At 70.5% G+C, this 24,914-nt stretch carries 23 protein-coding genes and 3 pseudogenes; 14 read left to right on the plus strand and 12 right to left on the minus strand.

The window, feature by feature from the left end; genetic code table 11:
- The first annotated feature begins 291 nt into the window (after window positions 1–291).
- Window positions 292–3,362, plus strand: a pseudogene (locus ACWDX9_RS15440) (Tn3 family transposase).
- 74 nt (window positions 3,363–3,436) lie between these two features.
- On the opposite strand, the gene ACWDX9_RS15445 reads toward ACWDX9_RS15440, so the two are convergent.
- Both ACWDX9_RS15445 and ACWDX9_RS15450 read right to left on the minus strand, forming a co-directional pair.
- Window positions 3,437–4,102 (minus strand): response regulator, encoded by a 666-nt coding sequence (locus ACWDX9_RS15445; RefSeq protein ID WP_449890320.1) that lies wholly within the window; start codon window positions 4,100–4,102, stop codon window positions 3,437–3,439.
- The gene (locus tag ACWDX9_RS15450; protein WP_449953803.1) at window positions 4,099–5,334 is read right to left on the minus strand and encodes a sensor histidine kinase; all 1,236 of its coding nucleotides are present in this window, start codon (window positions 5,332–5,334) and stop codon (window positions 4,099–4,101) included. Before ACWDX9_RS15450 ends, ACWDX9_RS15445 begins: the two co-directional genes overlap by 4 nt.
- 134 nt (window positions 5,335–5,468) lie before the next feature.
- Between ACWDX9_RS15450 and ACWDX9_RS15455 the strand changes: the two genes are divergently transcribed.
- From ACWDX9_RS15455 to ACWDX9_RS15475, 5 genes are all read left to right on the plus strand, one after another.
- Window positions 5,469–6,392 carry an ABC transporter ATP-binding protein gene (locus ACWDX9_RS15455; RefSeq protein ID WP_449953806.1) on the plus strand — a complete coding sequence of 308 codons (924 nt, stop codon included), beginning with the start codon at window positions 5,469–5,471 and terminating at the stop codon, window positions 6,390–6,392.
- The gene (locus ACWDX9_RS15460) at window positions 6,389–7,186 is read left to right on the plus strand and encodes a hypothetical protein (protein ID WP_449890325.1); all 798 of its coding nucleotides are present in this window, start codon (window positions 6,389–6,391) and stop codon (window positions 7,184–7,186) included. The genes ACWDX9_RS15455 and ACWDX9_RS15460 overlap by 4 nt, the downstream gene beginning before the upstream one ends.
- Window positions 7,187–7,207: 21 nt before the next feature.
- Complete coding sequence (locus ACWDX9_RS15465; RefSeq protein WP_449953808.1) at window positions 7,208–8,368, plus strand: alpha/beta hydrolase family protein; 1,161 nt, start codon at window positions 7,208–7,210, stop codon at window positions 8,366–8,368.
- Window positions 8,369–8,540: 172 nt separating this feature from the next.
- Window positions 8,541–9,446 carry a tyrosine-type recombinase/integrase gene (locus ACWDX9_RS15470; protein ID WP_449953811.1) on the plus strand — a complete coding sequence of 302 codons (906 nt, stop codon included), beginning with the start codon at window positions 8,541–8,543 and terminating at the stop codon, window positions 9,444–9,446.
- A gap of 122 nt (window positions 9,447–9,568) precedes the next feature.
- Window positions 9,569–10,066, plus strand: coding sequence for a recombinase family protein (locus tag ACWDX9_RS15475; protein WP_449953814.1), 498 nt, complete (start codon window positions 9,569–9,571; stop codon window positions 10,064–10,066).
- Between the two features lie 390 nt (window positions 10,067–10,456).
- Here the strand turns inward: ACWDX9_RS15475 and ACWDX9_RS15480 are convergent, their stop codons facing one another.
- The gene (locus tag ACWDX9_RS15480; RefSeq protein ID WP_449953817.1) at window positions 10,457–11,017 is read right to left on the minus strand and encodes a GNAT family N-acetyltransferase; all 561 of its coding nucleotides are present in this window, start codon (window positions 11,015–11,017) and stop codon (window positions 10,457–10,459) included.
- A gap of 400 nt (window positions 11,018–11,417) precedes the next feature.
- On the minus strand, window positions 11,418–12,284 hold the full coding sequence (locus ACWDX9_RS15485; RefSeq protein WP_449953820.1) for a LysR family transcriptional regulator: 867 nt from the start codon (window positions 12,282–12,284) through the stop codon (window positions 11,418–11,420).
- 93 nt (window positions 12,285–12,377) lie between these two features.
- Here ACWDX9_RS15485 and ACWDX9_RS15490 point away from each other — a divergent pair, with 93 nt between their 5' ends.
- From ACWDX9_RS15490 to ACWDX9_RS15515, 6 genes and pseudogenes are all read left to right on the plus strand, one after another.
- Window positions 12,378–13,217, plus strand: coding sequence for a TIGR03620 family F420-dependent LLM class oxidoreductase (locus ACWDX9_RS15490; RefSeq protein WP_449953822.1), 840 nt, complete (start codon window positions 12,378–12,380; stop codon window positions 13,215–13,217).
- Between the two features lie 345 nt (window positions 13,218–13,562).
- Entirely contained in the window at window positions 13,563–14,285 is a 723-nt protein-coding gene (locus ACWDX9_RS15495) for an SDR family NAD(P)-dependent oxidoreductase (protein WP_449953824.1), read from the plus strand.
- Complete coding sequence (locus tag ACWDX9_RS15500) at window positions 14,275–14,805, plus strand: MarR family winged helix-turn-helix transcriptional regulator (protein WP_355208374.1); 531 nt, start codon at window positions 14,275–14,277, stop codon at window positions 14,803–14,805. Before ACWDX9_RS15495 ends, ACWDX9_RS15500 begins: the two co-directional genes overlap by 11 nt.
- 221 nt (window positions 14,806–15,026) lie before the next feature.
- On the plus strand, window positions 15,027–15,464 hold the full coding sequence (locus ACWDX9_RS15505; RefSeq protein WP_449953828.1) for a MarR family winged helix-turn-helix transcriptional regulator: 438 nt from the start codon (window positions 15,027–15,029) through the stop codon (window positions 15,462–15,464).
- Entirely contained in the window at window positions 15,461–16,282 is an 822-nt protein-coding gene (locus ACWDX9_RS15510; RefSeq protein ID WP_449953831.1) for an alpha/beta fold hydrolase, read from the plus strand. The genes ACWDX9_RS15505 and ACWDX9_RS15510 overlap by 4 nt, the downstream gene beginning before the upstream one ends.
- 352 nt (window positions 16,283–16,634) lie before the next feature.
- Window positions 16,635–16,706 (plus strand): annotated as a pseudogene (locus ACWDX9_RS15515) (hypothetical protein); the annotation flags it as partial.
- 56 nt (window positions 16,707–16,762) lie between these two features.
- On the opposite strand, the gene ACWDX9_RS15520 reads toward ACWDX9_RS15515, so the two are convergent.
- The 7 genes from ACWDX9_RS15520 to ACWDX9_RS15550 form a co-directional block, all read right to left on the minus strand.
- Complete coding sequence (locus ACWDX9_RS15520) at window positions 16,763–16,972, minus strand: hypothetical protein (protein ID WP_449953856.1); 210 nt, start codon at window positions 16,970–16,972, stop codon at window positions 16,763–16,765.
- Between the two features lie 35 nt (window positions 16,973–17,007).
- Window positions 17,008–17,805: a maleylpyruvate isomerase N-terminal domain-containing protein gene (locus tag ACWDX9_RS15525; protein ID WP_449953854.1), complete on the minus strand. Its 798-nt coding sequence runs from the start codon at window positions 17,803–17,805 to the stop codon at window positions 17,008–17,010.
- Between the two features lie 76 nt (window positions 17,806–17,881).
- A complete protein-coding gene (locus ACWDX9_RS15530) occupies window positions 17,882–18,274 on the minus strand; it encodes a Tn3 family transposase (protein ID WP_449953834.1) in 393 nt (130 codons plus the stop codon).
- A 92-nt stretch (window positions 18,275–18,366) separates the two neighbouring features.
- Window positions 18,367–18,720 carry a hypothetical protein gene (locus tag ACWDX9_RS15535; RefSeq protein ID WP_449953836.1) on the minus strand — a complete coding sequence of 118 codons (354 nt, stop codon included), beginning with the start codon at window positions 18,718–18,720 and terminating at the stop codon, window positions 18,367–18,369.
- Window positions 18,721–18,877: 157 nt separating this feature from the next.
- A complete protein-coding gene (locus ACWDX9_RS15540) occupies window positions 18,878–19,360 on the minus strand; it encodes a (2Fe-2S)-binding protein (RefSeq protein ID WP_449953839.1) in 483 nt (160 codons plus the stop codon).
- A complete protein-coding gene (locus ACWDX9_RS15545; protein WP_449953841.1) occupies window positions 19,357–20,286 on the minus strand; it encodes an FAD binding domain-containing protein in 930 nt (309 codons plus the stop codon). The genes ACWDX9_RS15540 and ACWDX9_RS15545 overlap by 4 nt, the downstream gene beginning before the upstream one ends.
- Window positions 20,283–22,595 carry a xanthine dehydrogenase family protein molybdopterin-binding subunit gene (locus tag ACWDX9_RS15550; protein ID WP_449953844.1) on the minus strand — a complete coding sequence of 771 codons (2,313 nt, stop codon included), beginning with the start codon at window positions 22,593–22,595 and terminating at the stop codon, window positions 20,283–20,285. The genes ACWDX9_RS15545 and ACWDX9_RS15550 overlap by 4 nt, the downstream gene beginning before the upstream one ends.
- A 258-nt stretch (window positions 22,596–22,853) precedes the next feature.
- Here ACWDX9_RS15550 and ACWDX9_RS15555 point away from each other — a divergent pair, with 258 nt between their 5' ends.
- A complete protein-coding gene (locus ACWDX9_RS15555) occupies window positions 22,854–23,273 on the plus strand; it encodes an SDR family NAD(P)-dependent oxidoreductase (RefSeq protein WP_449953847.1) in 420 nt (139 codons plus the stop codon).
- Complete coding sequence (locus ACWDX9_RS15560) at window positions 23,270–23,482, plus strand: hypothetical protein (RefSeq protein WP_449953849.1); 213 nt, start codon at window positions 23,270–23,272, stop codon at window positions 23,480–23,482. Before ACWDX9_RS15555 ends, ACWDX9_RS15560 begins: the two co-directional genes overlap by 4 nt.
- Window positions 23,483–23,666: 184 nt before the next feature.
- Here the strand turns inward: ACWDX9_RS15560 and ACWDX9_RS15565 are convergent.
- A pseudogene (locus ACWDX9_RS15565) lies at window positions 23,667–24,914 on the minus strand (AfsR/SARP family transcriptional regulator); the annotation flags it as partial.

Below are 24,914 nucleotides of genomic sequence, written 5' to 3' on the forward strand. Positions count from 1 at the left end.
TCAAATTCCAGGGCCGAGGGGCTTTGACGGGTCCAGCCGAGATACGGGCAAAACCGGCCATGAGTCGATCTTGAGAACGTAGGGCATGCCCGCTGCGGGTCCGGGTTGATGGGGTATCCGATGCCGAATCAGGCTCGCTGCGGGGTTGGCGCGTAATCTCGGAAGTCGTCCGCCCGTAGACCGCGAGGGAGTCGGCCCTGGTTTCTGCGTTTCCGTCTCACGGACTGTATTCGGTCGGCTACAGCATCTCCCGTTCTGTGGTGATCGGGGCCGCTGGGAAGGCAATGCCTGATGGCCTCGATCGACAAGACCGCTTACCCGCGGTTCAAGCGGACGATCTCCGAGCGTGAACTGCGCGAGGCGTACTCGCCGAGCCTGGCGGAGATGGACTGGGCGCGGGAGATGACCGACAGCGATGAGAACCGGCTGTCGCTGTTGGTGTGGCTGAAGTGCTGTCAGCGGGTGGGCCGGTTTCCGCGGCTGGCCGAAATCCCGGCCCAGGTGATCGAGCACGTACGGAACGAGCTGGGCCTGCCGGAGCGGATCGGCATGACGGACGTGGCCGAGCGGACCGGACGCAACCACAAGGCGCTGGTGCGGGCCCGGCTGGGGCTGGACGGCGATCAGGCCGCCGCGCGCAAGCTGGCCGAGCAGGCGATCCGGCAGGCAGCCAAGACCAAAGACCACCCGGCCGATCTGATCAACGTGGCGCTGGAGGAGCTGGCCAAGAACAGCTGCGAATTCCCGGCGTTCTCCACCCTGGATGACCTGGCCGCTCAGGTGCGCACGGAGGTCAACGGCGCCATCTTCACCCTGGCCTACGGCCGGATGGGCTTCGACGACCACGCGCGCATGCTGGCGATGCTGGAGGTGGATCCGGCCACCGGCCGCAGCAGTCATGACCGGGCCAAGAAGAGCGCACCGCGGGCCACGGTGACCAAGCTGCGCCAGCAGTTGGACCATCTGGCCTGGCTGGACGGCATGGCCGGGGGCAGCGACGCCTGGCTGAAAGGAGTGCCCGCTTCCAAGATCGCTCATTTCGCGGCCGAGGCGCGGGCGCTGGACGCCGCTGAGATACGCGACTACGGCGAGGTCAAGCGGATCGTGCTGGAAGCGTGCCTGCTACACCAGGCCCGGATACGCGCCCGCGATGACCTGGTGACCATGCTGTGCAAGCGGATGAACACCATGCACAACAAGGCCCGCGAGCTGCTGGAGACCATTCGCGCCGAGCAGCGTCAGCGCAACGAGCGGATGCTGGCGGTGCTGGGGGATCTGCTGAGCGCGGCCAAGGAGGTCGACCTGTCGGCTCGGAACGCGCCGAACCCGTGGACGGCGGTGCGGCGTCGGCACGAGACCGGACGGGCGGTGCTGGAGACGATCGAGAGCAATGGCGGCCTGGCCGACCTGGTGGCCGAGCACGAAGCGCTGGCCGCCTTCCACGGCGACAACTATCTGCCGCTGCTGGACCGCTTCTATCGCTCCCATCGTGGGCTGCTGCTGCGCCTGGCCGGCGTGCTGGTGCTGGAGCCGGCCAGCGCGGACCGCAGGCTTCTGGAGGCGCTGGAGTTCGTGCGCGCCAATGCCACCCGCACCAGCGAGCTCATCGGCGACGAGTACACGGTCGAGGAAGACGTCGTCGATGAGACGACCGGCGAGGTGTCCACGGTGACGGTGCGCAAGCACGTGGATGTGTCTTTCGCGTCGGAGGCCTGGCAGAAGGTGATCGCCGACAAGCGCCGCCCCGGCAAGGTGGTGCGCCGGCATTTTGAGATCTGCGTGTTCTCCTGCCTGGCGGACGAGCTGGTGCGCGGCGATGTGGCGGCGGTCGGCTCGGAGGCCTACGCCAACTGGCAGTCCCAGTTGCTCAGCTGGGAGGACTGCCAGCCGCACCTGGCCACCTACTGCGCCGAGGTGGGCCTGCCCACGACGGCCTCGGAGTTCGTGGCGCAGTTGAAGATGCGGATGAAGGACGTGGCCGCGGCCATGGACGCGGGCTACCCGGACAACGCCGACCTGGTCATCGACGAGCAGGGCAGGCCCTCGCTCAAGGCGCGCAAGTCCGCCGGGCACAGCGCCGAGGCGCTCAAGCTGGCCACGGCCGTCAAGGGCCGACTGCCGGAACGCTCCCTGCTGGAGATTCTGACCCGGACCACGCGGCATCTGCGCTGGTTCCGGCATTTCGGGCCGCTGTCGGGGTCGCAGGCCAAGCTGGCCGACCCGCTGGAGCGCTACCTGCTGGTGGCCTTCGCCTACGGCTGCAACCTGGGCGCCGCCCAGGCCGCCCGGCATCTGGGCGGCCGCATCAGCGCCCACGAGTTGTCCTACACGGTGCGCAAGCACGTCACGCTGGCCAGTTTGAACAAGGCGATCGCCGACGTGGTCAACGCCTACCTGCGCCTGGATCTGCCCCGGTTGTGGGGGGAGGGCAACGCGGTGGCCGCCGACGGCACCAAGTACGACATCTACGTGGACAATTTGATCTCCGGTACGGGGGCTACGGCGGCGTCGCCTACCACCACATCGCCGACAATTACATCGCGCTGTTTTCCAGATTCGTGCCGTGCGGGGTGTGGGAGGCGGTCTACATCATCGAGGGGCTGCTGGAGCAGGAGAGCGAGGCGGCGCCCAAGGAGATTCACGCTGATACGCAAGGCCAGTCGTTCCCTGTCTTTGGTTTGGCGCATCTGTTCGGATTCGAGTTGCTGCCACGCATCCGCAACTTCCGGGACCTGACCTTCCACCGGCCCGAGCCGGGCCTGCGCTATCGGCATATCGACGCGCTGTTCGGCGAGCCGATCAACTGGCAGCTGATCGAGGCTCACTGGCAAGACCTGATGAAGGTGGCCATCTCCATCCGCGAAGGTGAGCTGTCGTCGATCACCTTGCTGCGGCGGCTACGGCACGACTCCAAGCGCAATAAGATCTACCGCTCCTTCCGCGAGCTGGGCCGCGTGATCCGCACCATGGTGCTTCTTCGTTACGTCTCCGACGCCGCGCTACGGGAGAACATCACCCGGGCCACCAACATGGTCGAGTCCTACAACAACTTCTCCAAGTGGATCGGGTTCGGCAACAACGGAGTGATCGCCGAGAACGACCCGGAAGAACAGGAAAAGGCGATCAAGTTCAACACCCTGGTCGCCGACCTGGTCATGTACCAGACCACGCTGGACATGTCGCTGGTGCTCAACCGGCTGCGCAGCGCGGGCGAGACGGTGCATCGCGCCGACGTGGCCATCATGTCCCCCTATCAGGAGGACAACGTGCGCCGCTTCGGCGACTACGTCTACGACCTGAACGCACCGCTGGAGGACATGGATGTCAACCTCAAGCTTGGGGAGGAGACCGATGCTGCCTGAGAGGCGCCGTTGCCGGGGGGTAGCCGCCAAGTTGTCAGACAGTGGTTGACGGGGCTGGGCCGGCGCGCTTCTCGTTATCGATCGTCATGGAGCGGGGATACCAGGCCGGCGTCGTAGGCGGCGATGACGAGCTGGATGCGGTCGCGGGCGCCGAGTTTGGTGAGCAGGCTGGCGATGTGGGCTTTGGCGGTGCCGGGGCTGATGTGCAGGTGGGCGGCGATCTCGGCGTTGGACAGGCCGCGCCCGGCCAGGGTCAGCACCTCGCGTTCTCGCGCGGTGACGCCAGCCAACTCGCGTGGCCGCGGGCGAGGTTCGGGGCGTTCGGCGAACTCGGCGATGAGGCGGCGGGTGACGCTGGGTGCGATCAGGGCGTCGCCGGCGGCGACCACGTGGACGGCGGACAGAATGTCCTCCAGCGCCATGTCCTTGACCAGGAACCCGCTCGCCCCGGCCCGCAGCGAGGCGTAGACGTTGCTGTCGTCGTCGAACGTCGTGAGCATGATCACGCGGGTGGCCGGCGATTCGGTGGTGATGGTCTGGGTGGCCTCGATGCCGTCCATGCCGGGCATCCGGATGTCCATCACGACCACGTCGGGACGTAGCTGCCGGGTGAGCTGGATCGCCTGGGTTCCCGTCCCGGCCTCCCCGGCGACAACGACGTCGGGAGTGCCGTCGATGACCATGCGCAGACCGGCGCGGATCAGCGGCTGGTCGTCGGCGAGCACGACGCGGATGGTCAACGTGCCTCCACGTGAGCGGTCTGGGCGCGCCCCCGCGCTGAGGGCGGACTTGGTAGCGGGAGGGTGGCGGTGACGCGGAAACCACCCTCTGGGCGTGGTCCGGCGCTGAGACAGCCGTCCAGCAGAGCGGCTCTCTCGCGCATGCCGGCGATCCCGTACCCGCTGCCGGGTGAGGCCGCAGTGGTGGCGGTGCCGCGTCCGTCGTCGGTGATGTCGACGCGTAGTTCGTCGGGCGCGTAGTCGAGGACGACCTGGCAGTGGCGGGCGTCGGCGTGGCGGACGACGTTGGTCACCGACTCCTGGACGATGCGGAAGGCGCACCGGTCCACCGCGGGGGGCAGCCCGCGTGGCTTCCCCTGGCGGCGCACGTCCACACGGACGCCGGCGGCCGTGGTCGTCTCGGCGAGCCGGTCGAGGTCTGCCAGCCCCGACAAGGGCGCCGCTTCCGGCTCCGATGCGGTGGGGGGCTCGCGGAGCACGCCGAGCATGTGCCGGAGTCCCTGCAGGGTCTGCCGGCCGGCGGCCTCGATCGCGGCGAGCGCGTCCCGCGCCTGCTCCGGCCGGCTGTCGATCACCCGCGCGCCCGCGCCGGCCTGGATGGCGATGACGCCGATGCTGTGCGCGACCATGTCGTGCAGCTCGCGCGCGATGCGTAGCCTGTCGGCCGTGACCGCCTGAAGCTCGGCCTGCGCACGCAGCGCCCGGCCGTACTCGCGTCGTTGCCGGAGCGCCGTGCCCGCCGTCCAGGCGACCACGACGCCCAGGCCGAGCAGGCCCGACAGCGCGAGGAAGCCTGACGCGAAGACGCGCAACCCCTGAGTCAGCAGGGCCACGTGCCAGGCCGCCTCCTGGACGATCAACGTGGTGGCCGCCGCGGCCAGGCCGGTACGGCGTGACCGGGTGGCCGTGATGAAACAGACCAGAAGATCGGCCACCGGCATCAGCGGCCAGACCCGCTCCGCGGGCTGCGCCAACGCCACGGCCACGAGCAGTTCGGCCAGCAGCACCGCCAGCACCGCGCACGGCCGGCGCCGGGCCCACACCAGAGGAAACGCCATCGCGGCGGCGAAACCCGCGTGCATCGCACCTACGGGCAGCAGACTCTCGTCATCGGCCAGCGTCACGGCGTGCAGCAGCGGCAGGGAGGCCACGACGGCACACCAGGTGAGCGCCGTCCGCACACCATGCGGCAGCCGCTGGGTCAAGGGTGGCCTGGGCATTTCATCGCGCACCCGGTCGATCGTAGTCATCGGTTTCCGCTGCGGGCATCGGCCTGCCGGCCTATGCCCGCAGGCCACCCCTGCCCGCCCGGAACCGGCCCGCAGCCAGATGTCACGCCTGCCCGGTCTGCGACACCGTTGGGCGGGTGATCGAAGTCAACCAACTGACCAAGCGCTACGGCGAGGTGACGGCCGTGAACGGCCTGACCTTCACCGTGCGGCCGGGCTGCGTCACCGGGTTCCTCGGCCCGAACGGCGCCGGCAAGAGCACCACGATGCGGATGATCCTCGGGCTGAACCGGCCCACCAGCGGCACCGCCACCATCGACGGCCGCCCGTTCGCCCGGCACCGGGCCGGCCTGCGGCACGCCGGAGCGCTGCTGGACGCCGGCGACGTGCACGGCGGGCGCAGCGCCGCGGCGCACCTATCCGCGCTGGCCCGCAGCAACGGCCTGCCGCGCTGCCGGGTGGGTGAGGTGCTGCGGGAGGTGGGGCTGGAGAGCGTGGCCCGCAGCCGGGTGGCCGGGTTCTCCCTGGGCATGCGCCAGCGGCTCGGCATCGCCGCCGCCCTGCTCGGAGACGCGCCGGTGCTGCTGTTCGACGAGCCCGTCAACGGGCTGGACCCCGAAGGGGTGCGCTGGGTACGCGGCCTGTTCCGGCGCCTGGCCGGCGAAGGACGCACCGTGCTGGTCTCCAGCCACCTGATGAGCGAGATGGAGCACACCGCCGACCGGCTCATCGTCATCGGCCGCGGCGAACTGATCGCCGCTGAGAGCCTGACCGCGTTCGCCGCCCGCGGCACCGGCGCGTCGGTCACCGTACGCACGCCCGACCCCGCCGAACTCGCCGCCGTCCTCGCCCACGCAGGAGCCCACGTACGGCAGGACGAAGGCGCATGCCTGACCGTCACCGGGCTGAGCGCCGCCCGCATCGGCGAACTCGCCTACGAGCGGCGCATCCTGCTGTACGAGCTCGCCCCGCGCGCCGCCTCGCTGGAGCAGGCCTTCATGGAGCTGACCGCCGACCGCTCCGAGCACCGCAGCGCCGTACCAGAGGGTGACCCGCGATGACCTCTGCCCGCTTCCACGACCTGCTCGCCGCCGAATGGATCAAACTTTGGTCGCTGCGCTCCACCCGCTGGCTGTTCGGCCTCGGCATCCTGGCCATCATCGCGTTCGCCGTGCAGAGCAGCCTGGACGCCCGCAACGGCTGGCCCGACTTCACCCCGATGGAGAGGGCCAGGTTCAACTCCCTGTCGGAGGTGTTCAGCGGCCTGTCCGCCACCATGCTCATGATCGGTGCGGGAACCGTGGGCGCGCTCACCATTGTGGGCGAGTACGCCACCGGCCTCATCCGCACGACCCTGACCGCCGTCCCGGCCCGTCACCGCGTCGTGGCCGCCAAGCTGGCCGTCGTCGGCGCCGTTATGCTCGCGACCGGTGCGCTGATCTCGGCGGCCACCTTCGGCGTCAGCCAGGCCATCCTGTCCGGGTGCGGCGTCGCCGTCTCGCTGGGCGACTCCGCCGTGGTGCGCGTGCTGGCCGCCAACGCGCTGCTCGCGCCGGTCTCAGCGCTGGTCGGGATGGGGATCGGCGCGCTGCTGCGGCACACCGCGGCGGCCGTCGTTACGGTCTGCGGCGTGCTGGTCATCGTGCCCACATTTCTGCAGCCGACCGTCCACCAGTGGCTCAACGACCTGTACGCCCTGATCCCCTTTTACGTCTGGCGTACCTGCCTGGGCCTGCCCCAGCTCCGCGACGACCCTGCCCTACCCACGGTGGCCGGCTCCTGGGCCGTCTTCGCGCTGTGGCCGCTGGCTGCCGCCGTCTTGACCCTGCTCGTCGTGCGCCGCCGCGACGTCTGAGCACCTGCCGGAAGGAACCCGATGAAGACCCCGCGCCTGCAGGCCGTCGCCCTGGCGGCCTGCCTCGCCCTGACCACGGCCTGCGCCCCCATGGCCTGCGCCACCACGAACGCGTCGGCCACCACCGATCTCCATCTGCAGCTGCCCCGTCCCACCGGGGCCGACCCGGTCGGCCGCGACATCCTGTCCCTGGTCGACACCAGCCGCAAGGACCCCTGGGTCCCCGAATCCGGCCCTCGCAGGCTCATGCTCTCCCTGTACTACCCCGCCCGCTCCGCCACCGGCGATCCCGCCCCGTACATGACCAAGGAAGAGGCCGCGTCCCTGATCCAGCGCAAGGCGCCCGGCACCGGCCTGACAGCGGAGGCCATCAGCGGCACCCGCACCTACGCCCGCACGGGCGCCCGTCCCGAGCCGGGCCGCCATCCCCTGGTGGTGCTCTCGCCCGGCCTCGGCCTGCCCCGGGCCAGCCTCACCGCCCTCGCCGAGGACCTGGCCAGCCGCGGGTATGTCGTCGCGTCGATCGACCATGCCTACGAATCCTCCGGCACCACCTTCCCCGGCGCAGGCCTGCTCACCTGCGCGCCCTTGTGCGACCAGCCCAGACCCCCCGAGGGCGGCAAGGCCACCATTGCCACAAACCGCGCCAAGGACGTCTCCTTCGTCCTCGACCAGCTGACCGGCCGCCACCCCGCCTGGAAACACGCCGGCCTGATCGACCCCAAGCGCATCGGCATGGCCGGCCACTCACTCGGCGGCGACGCCACCTCCGCCACCATGCTGGCCGACCGGCGGGTCAAGGCCGGCATCAACCTCGACGGCACCATCAACGCCACCCTCCCCGCCACCGGCCTCGGCGACCGCCCTTTTCTGCTCGTGGGCAGCCAGTCCGACCACAGCCCTGGCAAGGACCACACCTGGGACGGCACCTGGCCGGTCCTGAACGGCTGGAAGCGCTGGCTCACCGTCGCCCAAGCCGTCCACGACAGCTTCACCGACCTGTCCATCGCGGCGAGCAAGGCCGGCCTGTCGGCTTCCGGCACCATCGCCGCCGAACGCGGAATAGCGATCACCCGCGCCTACGTCACCGCCTTCTTCGACCAGCACCTCAAAGGCAGGGCACAACCCCTGCTCGACGCCCCCACCCAGGGCAACCCTGAAGTCGCCTTCCACAGCCCATAATTCCGCATTACATGATCATTCCCGGACTGCGAGCCTGACCATCGCATCAATCGCCGGACGAATGCACCGTACTTCCGAGATTGACGTCATCTCGGAAGTACACTCCCATATGGGGCTTCCGAGATTACGAAGCCCCGTCCGGGCGCCCGCCCGACCAGGCTGCCGCCCGCGTATGACGTCATCCTCGACGAGTACGCCGCTGCGCTGGAGCCCGCGCCGCTGTGCTGGAGCCCGCGCCACTGGCGGCCGAGACCCGGCGCACCTACCGCTCCCGCGTGCGGATGTACCTGGCCTGGCTGGCCGACCACGCCGCCACCTACACCGCCGACCCTCTCTCCGATCGGCAGGCGCGGGACTGGGCCGTGCGCGACTACCGGATGTGGCTGCTGCGCGACGGCCCCGCCAAACGCAGCCGCGTCTACGTCAACTCCGCCCTCACCGCCCTGGACGACTTCTACACCCGCCGGGGCCTGGGCAAGGCCGACATCGCCCGCGAAGACCTGCCCAAGAACGCGCCCCGCGCCCTGGAGGAACGCGCCCGCATCCGCTGGCTACGCGCCGTGGAGGCGCATCTGTCGCCCCGGGGCCGGTGCATCGCGCTGATCCCGTACTACGCCAGCGCCCGCATCAGCGAGGTCTCCGCCTCGACGTCGACGACATCCAGGTGTCGGCCCGCAAGGGCAGGCTGCGCCTGTACGGCAAAAGCGGCAAGTTCCGCGAGGTCGACATCCACCCCAAACTCCGCACCGAGCTGCAGCTCTGGCTCGATGAGCGCCCCAACTGGCCCCGCGCCGACGACAACCGTGCCCTATTTCTCAACGCCAAGGGCGGACGGCTGAGCACCCGCGCCGCCGGCGGCATCATCGCCGAGATCGCTCAGAACGCTGGGCTGGATGATCCCACCACGGCGCACGTCCTGCGCCACACGCTCGCCACCACGCTGGTCCGCGGCAAGGCCGACCTGGTCCTGGTTGCCGAGATCCTTGGCCATGCCCGCCTGGAGACCACCCGGCGGTACAGCTTGCCGTCCGACAAGGACAAGGAAGACGCCCTCAAGCTGATCACGGTTGACCGCTGACCGTACGTCTGCCTGGGGAAATTGGCGTCAAGATCGACTCATGGCCGGTTTTCCCGATATCTCGGCTGGATCCGTTTGAAGACATTCCCGTTGTCCGTAGGCACCTCGGAGAGGTCCCAGCCGTGCTTGGCCGCGAGAGAGCCGAGTACGGCGCGCAGCCGGGCCCCGCGGAACCGGCGGGGCATGTGCGGATGGGCTACGCCCGCGCCTCCACCGTCCGCCAGTCCCTCGACACCCAGCTCGGCTCTCTCAAGACCGCCGGCGTGACCCGCGTCTTCTCCGAGAAGATCTCCACCCGCGCCACCACCCGGCCCGAGCTCGACAAGGCCGTCGCCCTAGCCCGCGAGCTCCGCTCCGCGGGGGTGGCGGTCACCCTCGTGGTGCACGAGCACAAACGACTCGGCCGCGGCCTCGGCCTGGCCGCCCTGGCCGGGCAGCTGCGCGCCGCCGGCATCGGCCTGGAGTTCCTCACCGGCGAACTGCAGGGCTCCCACGACCCGTCCGGCGTGGTGTTCACCGTGCTGGCCGCGCTGTCGGGGATGGAGCGCGAGTGCATCCGCGACCGCACCCTGGAAGGCCACGAGTCCGCCCGGGCAAGGCCATCGGTGGCGCCGCTGTGACCGACGAGGCCATGCTGTCCATGGCCTTGCACCTGCGTGGCCAGGACCTCAGCCTTCGCGACATCGCCGCCCGGCTCGTCATCACCAAGGGCAAGAAGAAGGGCCGGCACCCTTCCCCGGCCACCGTCTTGCGCATGCTTCGCGACCACGATGAGGCGAACGCCACAGCGCCATCGGCGTGGGCCACGGGACGACCCACCGGGTCTCACATCCACGTTTTCGCTGGTCAGCCAAATGTGTTGGATGTTCGGCGGATGCTACGGCCACCCCTCCAGCCCGGGCGCGAGCTTCGTGATCGGCGTCGCCCTTCCGGTCGATGGCGGCTACGTCGCCCGCTGACCCCGCCCAGGGGCCTGCTGTGACCGGAAACCTTCACCGGGTGGGTCGCACCTAGCGCCTGCGGTTGGCGGGGACTTCGAAGATGAGTCCGAGACCTTCCTCTTCGTCCCAATCTTCGCCGACCTGGACGAAGCCGAAGCCGGCGATCGTGGCCAGGGACGCCACATTGTCGGGACTGATCGTCGCCCGTACGGTCTTGACCTCTGATTCGGCCGCGGCCCGACGCAACAGCTCGATCAGAATGGCTCGGCCATAGCCCTGGCGGCGGAAGTCAGGAGCGACGGCGTAGCCGATCTCCACCATGCCCGCCTCATCGGGCGGTCCGTGAAACCCGGCATGACCGATGACGACACCTTCAGGCCCGGTCACCGCCTGCCGCGCCATCCACCGCGCGTGGCGGGGATCGGCGGCCATCTGGCCGATCCGAACCTGCCACAGCCACCGCGCTTTATCTGTCACGAAGTACTCAGTCAGCGCGACCCCAGCCGTGTCGCTGGCTGCGGGCAGATCCCCATCGAGCAGAGCGGACATCGCAGCACTCGACAACTCGACAAAGCGCACATGCTTCGAACTGGTGGGGAACGACGTCTGGCGATCGGCTTCATCTGTCACGTGCGTATGATCGCAAAATGTCCGACAGACGCCCAACGAATTTCGGAGAGTTCCTGTCAGCTGCTCCAGCTCCGCCGGGGGACGGCTCTTCGGGGAAGCGTCCGTAGATCGCTACGGTCCGGTACCGCCCATCTGTGACCGCTACGAGCAGCTTCTAAGGCATTACAGACTGTTACTTTGGGGCTGGGCGCGCGGACCCGAGCGGGGCCCCTCCAGCCGGCTCGGTGCCGCCGAACGCCGGCCCGTCCGCTGGCCTCACGGTCACCCGCGCTCGCCCGCCGATCAGCAGCGGAGGCCTCCTGCCGGTCGCGACCCTCCGCGGCGGCGCCGTCGATCCCACGCTCGGCGAGTGGGCCGCCATCGCCGCACCGCGTCGGGTTCGCATCTTGCTGTGGACGGGTCAATCTCCGAAGGCTGCCTGGTGGGCAGCGACGCAGGTGTGCGGGAGGTCGATCGGTACCACGACGCTGCCGGTGATCGTGGTCTGCGGGGTGAACGGGATCGCCCGCACCCGGGTGGAACGGATCTCCGCGACCTGGTCGCCTGGCAGCACGGTCCAGCTACGCGGATTGAAACCGACCTCGACGATCGTGTCCTGGACCGTCCCGGCAAGGTGGCCGACCCGAGTTTCGACCCCGGCCTTCCGTATCGCGGCTTTCAAGGCCTCCGGCAGGAACAGGCCGTGGTCCCGCGACGGGATCCGCAGTTCGCCGACGGCGAGATCGGCCAGGTTGACTGTCGAGCGACCGGCGGCGAGGTGCTGCACGGACACGATCGCGAACAGCTGCTCCGTCCACGTCGGTAGCACCCGCAGCCCGGGTGCGGCACGCACCCCCCGGGCCAGTGCCAGATCGATCTCCCCCCGTCGCACGGTGTCCAGACGAGCCGCCAGAGGAAGGTCGACCAGCACGACGTCGACGCCGAGCGCCAAGGAGTGCTCGCGCAGCGTGTCGATCCCGCGTTCCAGGCGAGCGGTGAACCCGGCGGCGGTACCGATGCGCATGGTGCCCGCCGGCGCACCGGCGGCGGCCTGGACCCGATCCGCGGCCGCCAGCGCATCACGCGCCGCGGCGAGCACCCGGTGCCCCGCAGCAGTGAGCCGAACCCGGCGCGGTGAACGGTCCAGCAGCCGGACTCCCAGCTCCCGTTCCAGTTGGGCGATCCGCCTGCTGACCGCGGGCTGGGCGATGTGCAGCCGCTCGGCGGCCCGCCCGAAGTGCAGTTCGTCGGCGACCGCAACGAAGTAGCGCAGTGACCGCAGTTCCACCGAGCCCCCTGTTCTGCGACGATGCCTCCAGGTTATCGAGCGCGTCGGAACTGGTCCTGGTTTCCGAATGGGGCGTGGTGCTGGGATCGGATCATGGATATCGATCTGGGTCTGCTCGGCGCCCACCTACGCGAGCATGAGGTGAGCCCGCAGAGCGCGATGGAGGTGGAGCGGGCCGGCTATGGCACGCTTTGGCTGGACGCATCGCCACCGGCCGACCTCGCCTTCGCGGAGAAGCTCCTCGACGCCACCACCCGGCTGGTGATCGGCACGAGCGTGGTCAACGTGTGGACCGCCGACGCCGAGACCGTCGCCGCCTCCTACCACCGAATCGTCGCCAGGCACCCCAGCCGGTTCCTTCTCGGCGTCGGGGTCGGGCACCGCGAGGTCCACGCCGAGTGGGCGTCGCCATATGACACCCTGGTGTCCTACCTGGACCAACTGGCGCTGGCCGGCGTCCCGGCCGAGCGGGTGGTACTGGCCGCCCTCGGTCCGAGAATGATGCGGTTGGCCCGCGACCGCACCGCGGGTGCCATCCCCTGCATGGTCACGCCCGAGCACACCCGGCGGGCGAGGGAGGTCCTGGGTGCGGGCAAGCTGCTCCTTCCCGGCCACTTCGCGCTTGCGGAGCCCGACGTCGAGCGGGCCCGCGCCGTCGCCCGGGCCGCACCGCCCGGGAAGGCGTTGCAGGTCACCAACTACGCGAGCAACCTCCGGCGGCTGGGCTTCACCGACGAGGACCTCTCCGGCACCGGGAGCGACCGCGTCATCGACGCACTGCTTGCCTACGGCGACCCGGCCGACCTCGCGCGCGGCCTGACCGCGCACCTCGATTCCGGCGCGGACCACGTCGGCGTCTACCCCCTCGGCGACGACCCCATCGCCACCCTCCGAGCGGTCTCCGACGCCGTGCTGGCCGTCAGGCCCGAGTGACCGGGCGGGAACGCGTCGGCGTCCACATCCCGCGCGAGATCATTCTCATCGATAACGGCTGTTCCCCGATTCCTCAACCCCGAAGTCCGTGTGGGCGTGGGGCCGGCATGGCTTGAGTACCTCGTGCTCAATCGCGGCCACCGCGGTCTCCAACCGGTGCGTCTAGGCCTGTCGTTGACGACGGTGTCATGAACTACAGCTTCGGCGAGCACTGGGCCGTCCCGCGTAGGCAGCCTTGAGCAGTGCTGCACGGCCCCCGCCGCCTTGGAACGTCCCGCCGCCCTCGGGGCATCCAGTTCCCTTTGCTAGGCTGACTTTAGGTCTAAACTCCAAGGAGGGATGAACATGACACGCACGACAGTGGTCACCGGCGGGGGCACCGGCATCGGCAAGGCGGTGGCAGCGCGCTTCGCTGCCGACGGCGACCGAGTCGTGATCATCGGCCGCCGCGCCGACACGCTGGAGCAGGCGGCCAAGGAGATCGGCGCCACCGCGCTGCCGGCCGACCTGAGCGAGCCGGCGCAGGTCGAGCGCGTGCGCGCCGACCTGACCGACCGCTTCGCCACGATCGACGTGCTGGTCAACAACGCGGGCGGCAACGTCGAGACGCACGGCGGTTCCGACGGCCTCGCGGAGCGGTGGACGGGCAACTTCCGGGCCAACGTGCTGACGTCGGTGCTGGCGACCGAGGCGTTCCGCGAGCTGCTCAACCCGTCCGGGCGGATCGTGTTCATCAGCTCGATCGCGGCCTTGCGGGGTTCGGGCGGCACCTCCTACGGCCCGATGAAGGCGGCCCTGCACCCGTACGCGTTCGACCTGGCCACCGCTCTCGGACCGCGCGGCATCACGGTGAACGTGGTCGCCCCGGGGTTCATCGAGGACACTGAGTTCTTCGGCGGCACCCTGGACGACGGACGCCGCGCGACGCTCGTCGCGCAGACCCACACCGGTAGGCCCGGCACGCCGCAGGACATCGCCGGGACCGTGCACTGGCTCGCCTCTCCCGACGCCGGGCACGTCACCGCGCAGATCATCCAGGTGAACGGCGGCGCCGAACGTGGCCGCTGACCCGCCGCGCGACGGCGCCGACGCCATCCAGGACGCCTGGCGGCGCGAGCTGCCGGGCGTCCCGGTGGAGTCGATCGGGGTCATCACCCGGATCTGGTGGGCGGCCAAGGTCTTCGGCGACGAGCGCCGCCGCCTCCTGGCGAAGCTGGGCGTGGACGTCGCGACGCTGGATCTGCTGTCCACGCTGCGGCGTAGCGGCCCGCCGTACCGGATGAGAGCGGGCGAGCTGGCCGAGGCGTGCATGGTGACGCGCGGCGCGATCACCCAGCGCGTGGAGCGGGCGGCCCGGGCCGGGCTGGTCGAACGGACCACCGCCGGGTCGGGCTACCACGCGCGCGCGGTCACCCTCACCGACGCGGGCAACGCCCTGCTCGACCGCGTCGTCGCCGACCTGCTCGCCACCGAGGACCGCCTCATCGGCCACCTCGCGCCGGAACGCCGCGACCAGCTCGCCGACCTGCTGCGCGACCTGCTCGCCGGACTGGACGGCACGACTGTGACCGGGCAGGTCGGGGACTGAACCCCCACGTTCCGAACGTGGCCTCGATCCGTCGAATCAGCCACCGGCTGCTTGACCCTTATCGTGACGGCGCGACGGGCTGAGGGGGAGAAGGTCCCCTCAGCTGTGCGTGGCCCAGTAGTGGCAGTGGGATGGTGGCGGGTCGTCGAACAAACCCGTCTCCTGGCGGGCCGGCTGCCGTCGGAACTTGCTTTTCTAAGTTAGCATGCTAAGTTAAAGGCGTGGAACGGAACCTGAGCCTCGACCTGCACGTGCTGACCGCCCGCCTGGACCGGGCGGCCGACCGGCTGCTGCGCGCCAGCCACGGCATCTCCTACAGCCGCTTCCTCGCCCTCACCCTGGTGGGCGGGCTGGGCGCGACCACGCAGCGCACGCTGGCGGAATACCTGGGGGTGACCGAGGCGTCGGTGAGCCGCATGACCGGGGTCCTGGCCGCCGACGGGCTACTCGACGTGCGGCCCGACCCGGGCGGCGGGCGGCGGCACCGCCTCAGCCTGACGAAGGCCGGCGAGGAGCTCGTCACCTCGGTGCGGCGCGGCTTCGAGGACAAGCTGGCGGTGCTGGTGGAGCAGAGCGGCATCGACTACGAGGAGTACGCCGAGCAGACCGCCCGGCTGCTCAGCACGTTCGACCGGCTCGAGAAGGAAGCAGGACGATGAACGACACCGTTGTGACCTCAGCCGACGGCACGGCGATCACCTACCGCACGATGGGCGGGGGACCGGCCATGATCCTGTTCGGCGGGACATTGCGCACCGCCGACGACTACCTGCCGCTGGCCTCGGCGCTGGCCGACTCGTTCACGGTGCACCTGGTGCAGCGGCGGGGGCGGGGCGACAGCGGGCCCTTAGGACCGGACTACTCCTTACGCAAGGAGGTCGAGGACCTGGACGCCGTGCGGGCCGAGACGGGGGCGCGGCTGGCGTTCGGGCACAGCTACGGCGGGCTCGCCCTCCTGGAGGCGGCGCGCACGTCCGGCGCTTTCGACCGGATCGCCGTCTACGAACCTGGGGTGCCGGTCGCGCCCGTGCCCACCGGCTGGATGGCGCCCTACCGGGAGCGACTGGCGGCGGGCGACCCTTATGGGGCGTTCGTGCACTTCATCCGAGGGTCGGGCGGGGCGCCGCCGTTCATGGAGAAGCTGCCGCACTGGTACCTGCGTACGGTGATGCGGCTGTTCTACCGGGGGGCGGGCTGGCGGCGGATGCGGCCGCTGCTGGCGGCGAACGTTGCCGAACACGGGCAGATCGCCGCCCAGCAGGGCCGCCTGGCCGAGTTCGCGGCGGTCAAGGCGGCGGTGCTGGTGTTGTGCGGAGGGCGTTCGAAGGCGGCGCACCGGGAGGAGTTCGCGGCCCTGCGCGACATGCTGCCGGACGCGGCCCTGGAGACCCTCGACCGGCTCGACCACTTCGGCCCGGAAGGCAGGACGGCCGCGGTGGTGGCCGGCCGGGTGCGACCCTTCCTTGACCTCCGTTGAATCATGCGGCGGCCGGGCTCAGGGACGAGTAGTCGGTGTAGCCGATGGGGCCGCCGACGCACCTCAGGTGCCGGTCCCGTACCTCGTTGAGCGGGCGGCCCGTTTCTGCCGCATTCCGGTGGCACTCACGGACAGCCATTGGGGCTGAGAACGATCGCGGAGCCTCGGTGCTGGTGGGCTTATCAGACAGAATTGACATTCTCGCAAGTCAGTGCGGCAGTGCTGGACGCCCGTCATCGTTGGTGATGCGGCAGTGTGCGTGATCGCCTGGCGAGCTGTCGTCGGAGGCTGGCGCGGTCCGCCGTCGGCGAGGACCTCGGGATGCGCGGCCGGGCTTCCCGCCCGGTGCGTGATGCTCTGGACGACCCGCTACATCGACGCCGCCGTCGTCCGGCTTCGCGCGGAGGGTCATGAGATCCGTGACGAGGACGTGGCCCGGCTGTCCCCGCTCAAGCACAAGAACCTCAACGTCCTGGGCCACTACAGCTTCACCCCCCCACCCAGCCGGCGGGCGGCACCCTGCGCCCGCTGCGCGACCCGGACGCGGCCGGACCCGATGACGACGAGGACGGCGCTGAGAACTGACGGCGTCAGGTGCCGACCAGGAACACCGATCAGCTTGTGAGCCGCCGCCGCCCCCGGCGGCCCCGAGGCCACCACGGCGTGGTTGTAGCCGTTGGCGGGAGGCATGCCCCGGGGCGTACGAGGTGGCGCATCGTCACGTCCTACTCATCCGGTTCCCAGGCGCTGAGCTGCTCGAAGAGACGTCGGTCGCCGTCGAGCTTCAGGGAGTTGATCGGGATACGGTCGTGCAGGATGAGAACCAGCTCGCTGGCCGTGCCCCGAGCGGAGAAGAAGGCGGCGGCCGCGTTCGGGTCCTGGCCGGCAGCGGTGGCCGGCATGGTGCCGGGCCCGGGGAGGCGGGCGGTCCGTGCGCCGTCGGCGGAGAGCGAGAGGCGCCAGGAGCGGCCCTCGGAGGCGTGGAAGTCGACGGCAGCGGGCTCGTGCGGCCAGGCACTTGTCGTTGCGACGCAGGTGGACAGGAACTCGTCGACACCGTCGAGCGCCACCTCGTCCGGCAGCGGCTGCGGGGCACCTACGGTGATCTGGGCGTCGTACGTGTGCACCGCCATCTGCTGGAGCTGGTGCCGAGCTACGGCACCGGAGGTCTGCGGCGACTGCGACGTCCCCCACCACGTCCAGCAACCGCGATCCGGGCCGGCCTTCCGCAATGCGTCCAGCAGTTGCTCCGTGGACTCCGCCAACCAGGCCAGCAGGGCCTCGCGCTCCCGAGGCGCAGCCGGGGCGCCCTCCGCTGCGGACTTGGCCGGAGCAGGCCCTGCGGCGACGGTGGCGGCCCAGTCGCGGCGCCCCTCGCCGATGTGCTGCGCCAGATCGAACAGCGTCCACTCGGGGCAGGTCGGCACCTGTACGTCGAGGCTGGGCGCGGAGGCGACCGCGGCGCGGAAGGCAGTCGACCGTTCGTCGATCAGTCGCAGCAGAACGGGGAACTCGAGTGTCATTGTCACCCTGAATCTCTATCACTGCGTTTCCGGCAATCGGACAGCGATCTTCACAGCCGCCATCGCGGGCGGACCCTCACCACCGCGGAGAAAAGAGCGCCGACAGCGCACCGGAGGCCTGCTGCGGTACCACCACCTGCTGCACCCCGGACGAGGAAGCCCTCGACCCGGCCCAGAGCCCGGCCGAGGCGGAGGCCGCCGCCGGGTCGCGCAGGGGCCGAAGCACGCCGCCGGCCGGGGTGGAGCCGCGGAAGCTGTAGCGGCCCAGCACGTTCAGGTTGGCGTGCCGCAGCGAGGAGAGCCGGGCCACGTCCTCGTCCAGCACCTGGTGCTCGCGCTGGTCGGCGGGCAGGGCCCGCAGCTCGGCGACGGCGGCGTCCAGGTAGCGGATGGTCCACAGCACCGCGGCGTTCAGCACCAGGCCGAGCGCGCCGAGCTGGTCCTCCTGCCCCGCCCGGTAGGCCCGCATGATGGGGTGCCGTCAACCAACGTGTCATAGGCCGCCAAACCTCAAAGATCCCTAGCCCGACCTTCTGTAATGCCGAAGGGCCCGCCGCGGATCTAGTGGGCATGGAGCGTCCGCCGCTTGGCATGGATGAACACATCTGTGCTGAGCGATGAGGCCGGCGCGGTGCGGGCGTCCAGGCCGAGGAAGACGCTGCGGCTGGTGCGGCCCTTGCCGCGCACCCCGCTCAGCTTGGCCTTCTTCACCCGCCGTAGCTGGGCGCGGTCGCGTGGCTTCAGTTGGGCCAGGTCCAGGCCGGCGATCTCGGTGCGGCACAGCCTGGTGCCCAGCATGGTGTGCACGATGGCACGATCACGCGGCGGCCGGGCATGGCGGTGCGTGGCGGCCGGGCCGGCGCCGCGGTGGCAACGGCCGGTGAGCTGGTGGAAGGACTCCAGCCGGTCCAGCACGTTCTTGACGGTGCAACGGAGTGCCTGGCGGAAGGGCGAACAGGTCGCGCGGCAGCCAGTGCTCGTGGACGTCGATGATCCCCGCGCGGAGGTCTCCTGTGATCGCCATCTTCCGCTTCTGGTCTCTCGGGCAGCCGTCGCGTTCGCGCGGGTTGTCTCAGGTTGGCTTGCCCGGCCACTCGCGTGCGGCGCGCGTGATCGCGCGTCTGATGGGTTCGTAGCCGGTACATCGGCAGATGTTGGAGCCGACCAGGGCGGCGACGCGCTCCGGGTCGTCGCCGATGCCGGGATCGCGCTCCAGCGCCCCGGCGGCCACCATCAAGAAGCCCGGCGTGCAGAAGCCGCACTGCAGGGCGTGCTCGGCGGAGAAGGCCCGCTGCAGGGGATGGGGCTCGCCGTCGGGACCGGCCAGCCCTTCCACGGTACGCACCGAGCTGCCGTCGCACTGCACGGCCAGCATGAGGCACGATCGCACTGCCCGGCCGTCGACCAGCACCGTGCACGCCCCGCAGACGCCGTGCTCGCAGCCCAGATGCGTGCCGGTGAGGCGGCAGTCCTCGCGCAGCACGTCGGCCAGCACCCGGCGGGGCTCCACGTCGAGTGGGTATTGCTCGCCGTTCACCGTGAGGGTGATCTTCATCGGTGGCCTCCCTCGATCGCGGCGGCCCGCGAGCGCTGGTACCTCGCGGCCTCGCGCAGGGTTCTGCCGACCAGGACGGCGATGGCCTGCCGCCGGTACTCCACGTCCGCGTACGGCTCGGCCACGGGAGCCGCGTCCTGCTCGGCGGCGATGCGGCCCGCCCGGGCGAACGGGTGGTCGCCGGGCACCCGGCGTCCTGCCGGGGGCGCGAGGTCGGTACCGATCAGCGCCCGCTCGGCGGCCCTGGCCCGCACCGGCCTGTCGGCGCAGTTGACGAGCCCGATCCTGGCCCCGATGATCACCCCGTCGCGCGCGGTGAGTGTCGCCGCCACGGCCACCTGGGCGAAGCAGAAGTGCGTGCGCCGGTGCTCGATGAAGCCGACCCCGGTGTCGCCGGTGAGCAGCGGGAACCGCACGGCGGTGATGAGCTCCTCCGGCCTGCGGGCGGTCTGGAACGGCCCGAGGAAGTAGTCGCGGGCCGGAATCTCGCGTGGGCCGCCGGTGCCGTGCAGTTCGAGGTCGGCGTCGAGCGCGAGGGCGAGGGCGCACCATTCCGAGGCGGGATGCGCCCAGGCGAGGCTGCCGACCATGGTTCCGCGGGAGCGGATGGGCGGGTGGGCGATGTTGACGACAGCGCGCGCGAACAGCGTGCCGAGCGGGCCCGGCACGGCCTGCTCCGACTCGAAGGCGTCGTGGCGGATCAGGGCGCCGACCCGCAGGGTGCTGTCGTCCACGTCCATGTGGTCGAGCTCGGCGACGCGGTTGATGTCGACGACCAGTTCAGGGCGGATGCGTTGCAGGTGCATCTCCAGGATGAGGCTCTGTCCACCGGCCAGGACCTGGGTCTTGCGCCCGTTGCCGGCGAGCGCGTCGACGGCCTCGTGCACGGTGCGCGGCGCGACGTAGTCGAAGGCGGCGGGCTTCACTGGATCTCCTCCAGTTTCGGGGCGCGGGCCGCTCGCCACACCACGTCCGGGGTGAGCGGCATCTGCAGCAGGTCGGGGTCGGCGACGCGCAGCGCGTCCGCCACGGCGTTGACGATCGCCGCCGGCGTGCCGATGCAGCCCGACTCACCGGCCCCTTTGGCGCCCAGCGGTGTGCTGGGGCTCGGCGTGCAGGTGTCCTTGATCTCGATGGGCGGGATCTCGGTGAACGTCGGCAGCAGGTAGTCCAGCAGGCCGTTGGCCAGCAGGGGAACGCCGTCCTGGTCGAAGGGGATGCCCTCGTAGAGTGCCTGGCCGATGCCCTGCACGACCGATCCGAAGGCCTGCCCGTGCACCACCATGGGGTTGAGCACCCGTCCGCAGTCGTCCACGGCCACCACCCGCAGCACGCGTACGGTGCCCAGCTCCGGATCGACCTCGATCACGGCCGCGTGGGCGCCGAACGGGAAGGCCATGCCCGCCTCGAACCGGTCGTCCACGCGCATCGGCCCGGTCGCCTTCACCAGTTCGGCCAGGTCCATGGCCGCCGAACCGTCCCGGATGGGGTGCACGGTGCCGTGGGACCACGCCACCTCCTCCGCCGGCACCCCCCATAGGGCTGCGGCCCGCTCGCGCGCCTGCTCGATGAGCAAGGTGGCGGCGTGCTGCAGCCCCGCTCCGTCGACCTGCGCCGAACGGCTGGCGAAGGAGCCAAGCCCGTCGGGCTGGGCGTCGGTGTCGCCCTCGACCAGCCGCACCCGTGCAGCGTCCACGCCGAGGGTCTCGGCGACCAGCGCGGGGAAGACCGTCTCGTGGCTCTGGCCGCTGGGGGAGGCGCCGCATCGGGCGGTGAACGTGCCGTCCTCGCCCGCCTCGACGCTGACGAACTCGTGCAGCCCCCCGGGTTCGCCTCCGGCGCGCTCCACGTAGCAGGACAGGCCGATCCCCACCGGCAGGGCGTCCGGATCAGCCCGGCGTCGGTCCTGTTCGGCCCGCCACCCGTCGTAATCGAGGGTCTGCAGCGCCAGGTCGAGCGCGGCGGCATAGTTCCCGCTGTCGTAGCGCCGCCCAGTGGGCGTCTGGTACGGGAAGTCGTCGGGCGAGATGAAGTTGCGCCGCCGCAGCTCCGCAGGGTCCATCCCCAGCCGCCGGGCCAGCACGTCCATCGACCGCTCCAGCGCGATCGCGGCCTCCGGCCGGCCCGCGCCTCGATACGGGTAGGTCACCATGGTGTTGGTGAGCACCGAGCGCACGCCGGCATGAACCCGGGGCGTGGCGTACGGCCCGGTCGCCATCCAGGCCGTCTGCATGGGCAGGCCGACCCCGAGGTGGGGGTAGGCGCCCACGTCGGCGTCGATGGTCAACTCGTAGGCGAGCAGGCGCCCATCAGCGTCCGCGGCGAGCCGGACCCGCTGATCCTGCCCCCGGCCCCGGCTGGCGGCCAGCATGGACTCCAGCCGGTCCTCCACCCATCGAACGGGACGGCCGAGCCGCACCGCCAGGAAGGCGACCGCGACGAACTCCGGGAACGCCGCGCTCTTCGACCCGAACGCACCCCCGGTGTCCGGCACCACGACCCGTATCCGCTCGGCCGGCCAGCCCAGCAACGCGGCCAGCTCCCGGCGCAACCGGTGCGGCATCTGGTGCCCCGACCACACGGTCAGCCGGTCGTGTTCGGGCACGCACAGAATGGCCCGGCACTCCATCGGCGTGGGCATCAGCAGTTGCTGGCGATACCGTGCCTCCACCACGACAGCCGCCTCCTGCCACACCGACTCCTCGATCGGCTCCCCGGCCTCCCCTAGAAACGCGATGTTGCTCAGACCGTCGAACAGGCGAACGGAGTCGGTCGCCGCGGCCGACGGCGACACCACCGCCGGCAGGGGATCAATCTGGAAGACGACCTCGGCGGCCCCGTCCTCGGCCTGGTAGCGGTCCTGGCCCACGACCACCGCCAGCGCCTCACCGGAGTATCGCACCCGATCCTTGACCAGCACCGGCCACTCCCGGCCGGCCACGGCCTCTTCCGTGGACAGCTTGGCCAGCAGCGTGTGCGGAACCGGAGGCAGATCCTGCAACGTGGCGGCCGAGTGCGGGCACACGGGAAGCTCCGCGAGCTCCGCGGCGGACCAGGCCCCCACCACACCCGGCACCTCGCGGGCGACGGAGCAGTCCACCTCGCGCAATATGCCGTGCGCGACATCGCTTCTCACAAAAGCGGCGTCCAAACAGCCCGGCACGTGCATATCGGCGACATAGCGGCCCGCACCGGTGAGCAATCGTTCGTCCTCACGCCTCGACCAATGCTCCACAACCGAGACCTCCGCCCGTGTTCCACGGTTGGCCAGATTTTATTTTTCGACGTGAACAAGAATCGAATATCGTCGGCGCGGATCATTGACTCACAGAGCAAGCTGGTCCCGATTCGACGGTACATGTCAGCTCGAAGGGTCCTCGATAGGCCGAGGGAAAACTTCGAACCGATTTTGCCTGACCTGTACCGATAAGGAACTCACGACGCGGGGGACCGCTCGAATGAGAACCTCCGCCCTCACAGCGCACCATGCTCCGTGGCAGCCACCGCCCGCGACACCGCCCGTCTGCGTGAGAACCTCGGCGAGGACGCCTCAAGCGACTCGTTCCTCCCCCTGCAGGTCGACCTCGCCGACGCGAGCAGCATCGACAGCGCCGTGCATCGAGCCGTCGAGCACTTCGGCTCCATCGACGTCCTCGTCAACAACGCCGGGTACGGCCTGCTCGGCTCCGTGGAGGAGACGAGCGACGCCGAGGCCCGCGCGATGTTCGACATCAACTTCTTCGGGCTCTGGAACGTGACACGTGCTCCGAAGCGCTTGCGCAGGAAGTCGAGCCGTTCGGCATCTCGGTCACTCTCATCGAGCCCGGATACTTCCGGACCGGCTTCCTCGGCGGCGGATCCCTCGCGCTGCCCGAGAACACCATCGATGCCTACACCGCGGTTCGCGACATGACCGAGGAGCACAACAAGATGAAAGGAAATCAGCTCGGCGACCCCGTACGTGCGGCCGAAGCCATCATCGACGTAGCCTCACGCACTCCCGCCCCGCTGCGACTCCTGCTCGGATCGGACGCGCTGCGACTGGCGACCCAGAAGATCGAGAACCTGGCGGCCGGGATCGAGCAGAACAAAGAGATCACCCTGTCCACGGACCTCCGCTGACCCATCCCCGCCGGCACGCGCGAGCGGGACTCGCCCCTCAGCCCGAAATGCAACAGGTGCTTCGCCGAGCAGACCACCGGCGAGGCACCGGCCGCCGCTGTCCTTTGAGAGGGCGATGCCGGCCGTTCCCGGATCGAACAGAATCCGACGTTGACCATCGTGGAGACGAGGCGAAAGAGACGGCTCACTGACCAGCGAGGAAATGCCGGTCCAAGACGTCTCTACTCCCGCGACCCTTCCCGTACGCCGCGGCGAAGGCCTCCTCGCCCAGCGCGGCCCGCCCCCGGCGGGTGAGCTCGCGAACCTGCTGATCGGTGCGGTCGTGCGCGCCACGCAGCCGGGAGGCGGCGCCGAGCAGCATGGCCGACTCGTCATGCCGCCCGTGCGCCTCGGCGAGCGCGGCCGTGTTCACCGCCACCAGCGACAGGATCGGCAGGTCCCGGGTCTCCACCGCCGCCGCGTACGCCTTCGCCAGCATCTTCTCCGCGCCGGCCAGGTCGCCCAGCTCCAGGCAGAGCGCGGCCCGTACGTTGCCGACCAGCGTCCGCACGTGGTCACTGGGGAACGCGGTGTCGCCGTGCAGCCCCCGTTCGGCGTCGTCGAGGAGCTGCCGCGCCCGGTCCAGGTCGCCGTGCCGGACCCAGAAGTCGGCCTCCCGCGCGTCGACCAGGATCAGCATCTCGTTCGAGGCCGCGCGCCGGGCCCGCTCCCGGGTCGAGTCGATCATGGCGATCGCCACGTCGGTCTCGCCGCGCCGCAGGTGCAGGTCGATCCAGCGCAGGTCCCTGTACACCTCGTCGCGCAGGCTGAGCGAGCCGAACTCGCCGGCCAGCGTCCGGGCCTCGTGCAGGTCGGCCAGCGCGCCGTCGAGGTCGTCGTCGTACTGCCGGAGCTGGGCGCGCATCGGCAGCGCGCCGGCCTGGCCCCAGCGGTCGCCGGCCTGCCGGAAGCAGGCCAGGGCCGCCTCCACGTCGGTGCGCATCGTGTCGAGCTCGCCCGCGTTCTCGGCGAACCGGGCCCGGAACAGGCGGGCCAGCCCGGACAGCCAGACGTCGTCGCCCTCGGCCAGCTGCCCGATGATCGCGAGCCTGGTCCTCTCCTCCTGCAGGAGCGCGGTGATCACGCCGTACGGTCCCGGCAGCTCCGGGTACGCGAGCAGCCGGTCGGCCAGCTCGCGCATCTGCGCCTGGTCGTCGGCGACCTCCTCGGCGGTCATCCCCGGCCGGGTCTCGACCCGGTCGATCAGGTAGATCGCGTGGGCGCAGTCGCGGGCGGGCGTCGGCCCGCCGCCGGGCACCGCCAGGGCCTCGCCCAGCCAGTAGGCCGCGTCGGGTTGGCGGCCGAACATCTGCCAGTACCAGGTCAGGTTCAGGGCGAGAGCGACCGCGCCGGGGGCGTCGCCGGCGTCGCAGCGCCTGCGCAGGGCGGCCAG

The sequence above is a fragment of the Nonomuraea sp. NPDC003201 genome, assembly GCF_053590415.1.

What these genes read in the sequence shown, in the direction of transcription:
- ACWDX9_RS15510 (WP_449953831.1), top strand. Translation starts at nt 15,461, where the DNA reads ATGAACGACACCGTTGTGACCTCAGCCGACGGCACGGCGATCACCTAC.
- ACWDX9_RS15530 (WP_449953834.1), bottom strand. Translation starts at nt 18,274, where the DNA reads ATGCGGGCCTACCGGGCGGGGCAGGAGGACCAGCTCGGCGCGCTCGGC.
- ACWDX9_RS15470 (WP_449953811.1), top strand. Translation starts at nt 8,541, where the DNA reads ATGACGTCATCCTCGACGAGTACGCCGCTGCGCTGGAGCCCGCGCCGC.
- ACWDX9_RS15540 (WP_449953839.1), bottom strand. Translation starts at nt 19,360, where the DNA reads ATGAAGATCACCCTCACGGTGAACGGCGAGCAATACCCACTCGACGTG.
- ACWDX9_RS15525 (WP_449953854.1), bottom strand. Translation starts at nt 17,805, where the DNA reads ATGACACTCGAGTTCCCCGTTCTGCTGCGACTGATCGACGAACGGTCG.
- ACWDX9_RS15465 (WP_449953808.1), top strand. Translation starts at nt 7,208, where the DNA reads ATGAAGACCCCGCGCCTGCAGGCCGTCGCCCTGGCGGCCTGCCTCGCC.
- ACWDX9_RS15520 (WP_449953856.1), bottom strand. Translation starts at nt 16,972, where the DNA reads ATGCCTCCCGCCAACGGCTACAACCACGCCGTGGTGGCCTCGGGGCCG.
- ACWDX9_RS15460 (WP_449890325.1), top strand. Translation starts at nt 6,389, where the DNA reads ATGACCTCTGCCCGCTTCCACGACCTGCTCGCCGCCGAATGGATCAAA.
- ACWDX9_RS15560 (WP_449953849.1), top strand. Translation starts at nt 23,270, where the DNA reads ATGACCGAGGAGCACAACAAGATGAAAGGAAATCAGCTCGGCGACCCC.
- ACWDX9_RS15495 (WP_449953824.1), top strand. Translation starts at nt 13,563, where the DNA reads ATGACACGCACGACAGTGGTCACCGGCGGGGGCACCGGCATCGGCAAG.
- ACWDX9_RS15490 (WP_449953822.1), top strand. Translation starts at nt 12,378, where the DNA reads ATGGATATCGATCTGGGTCTGCTCGGCGCCCACCTACGCGAGCATGAG.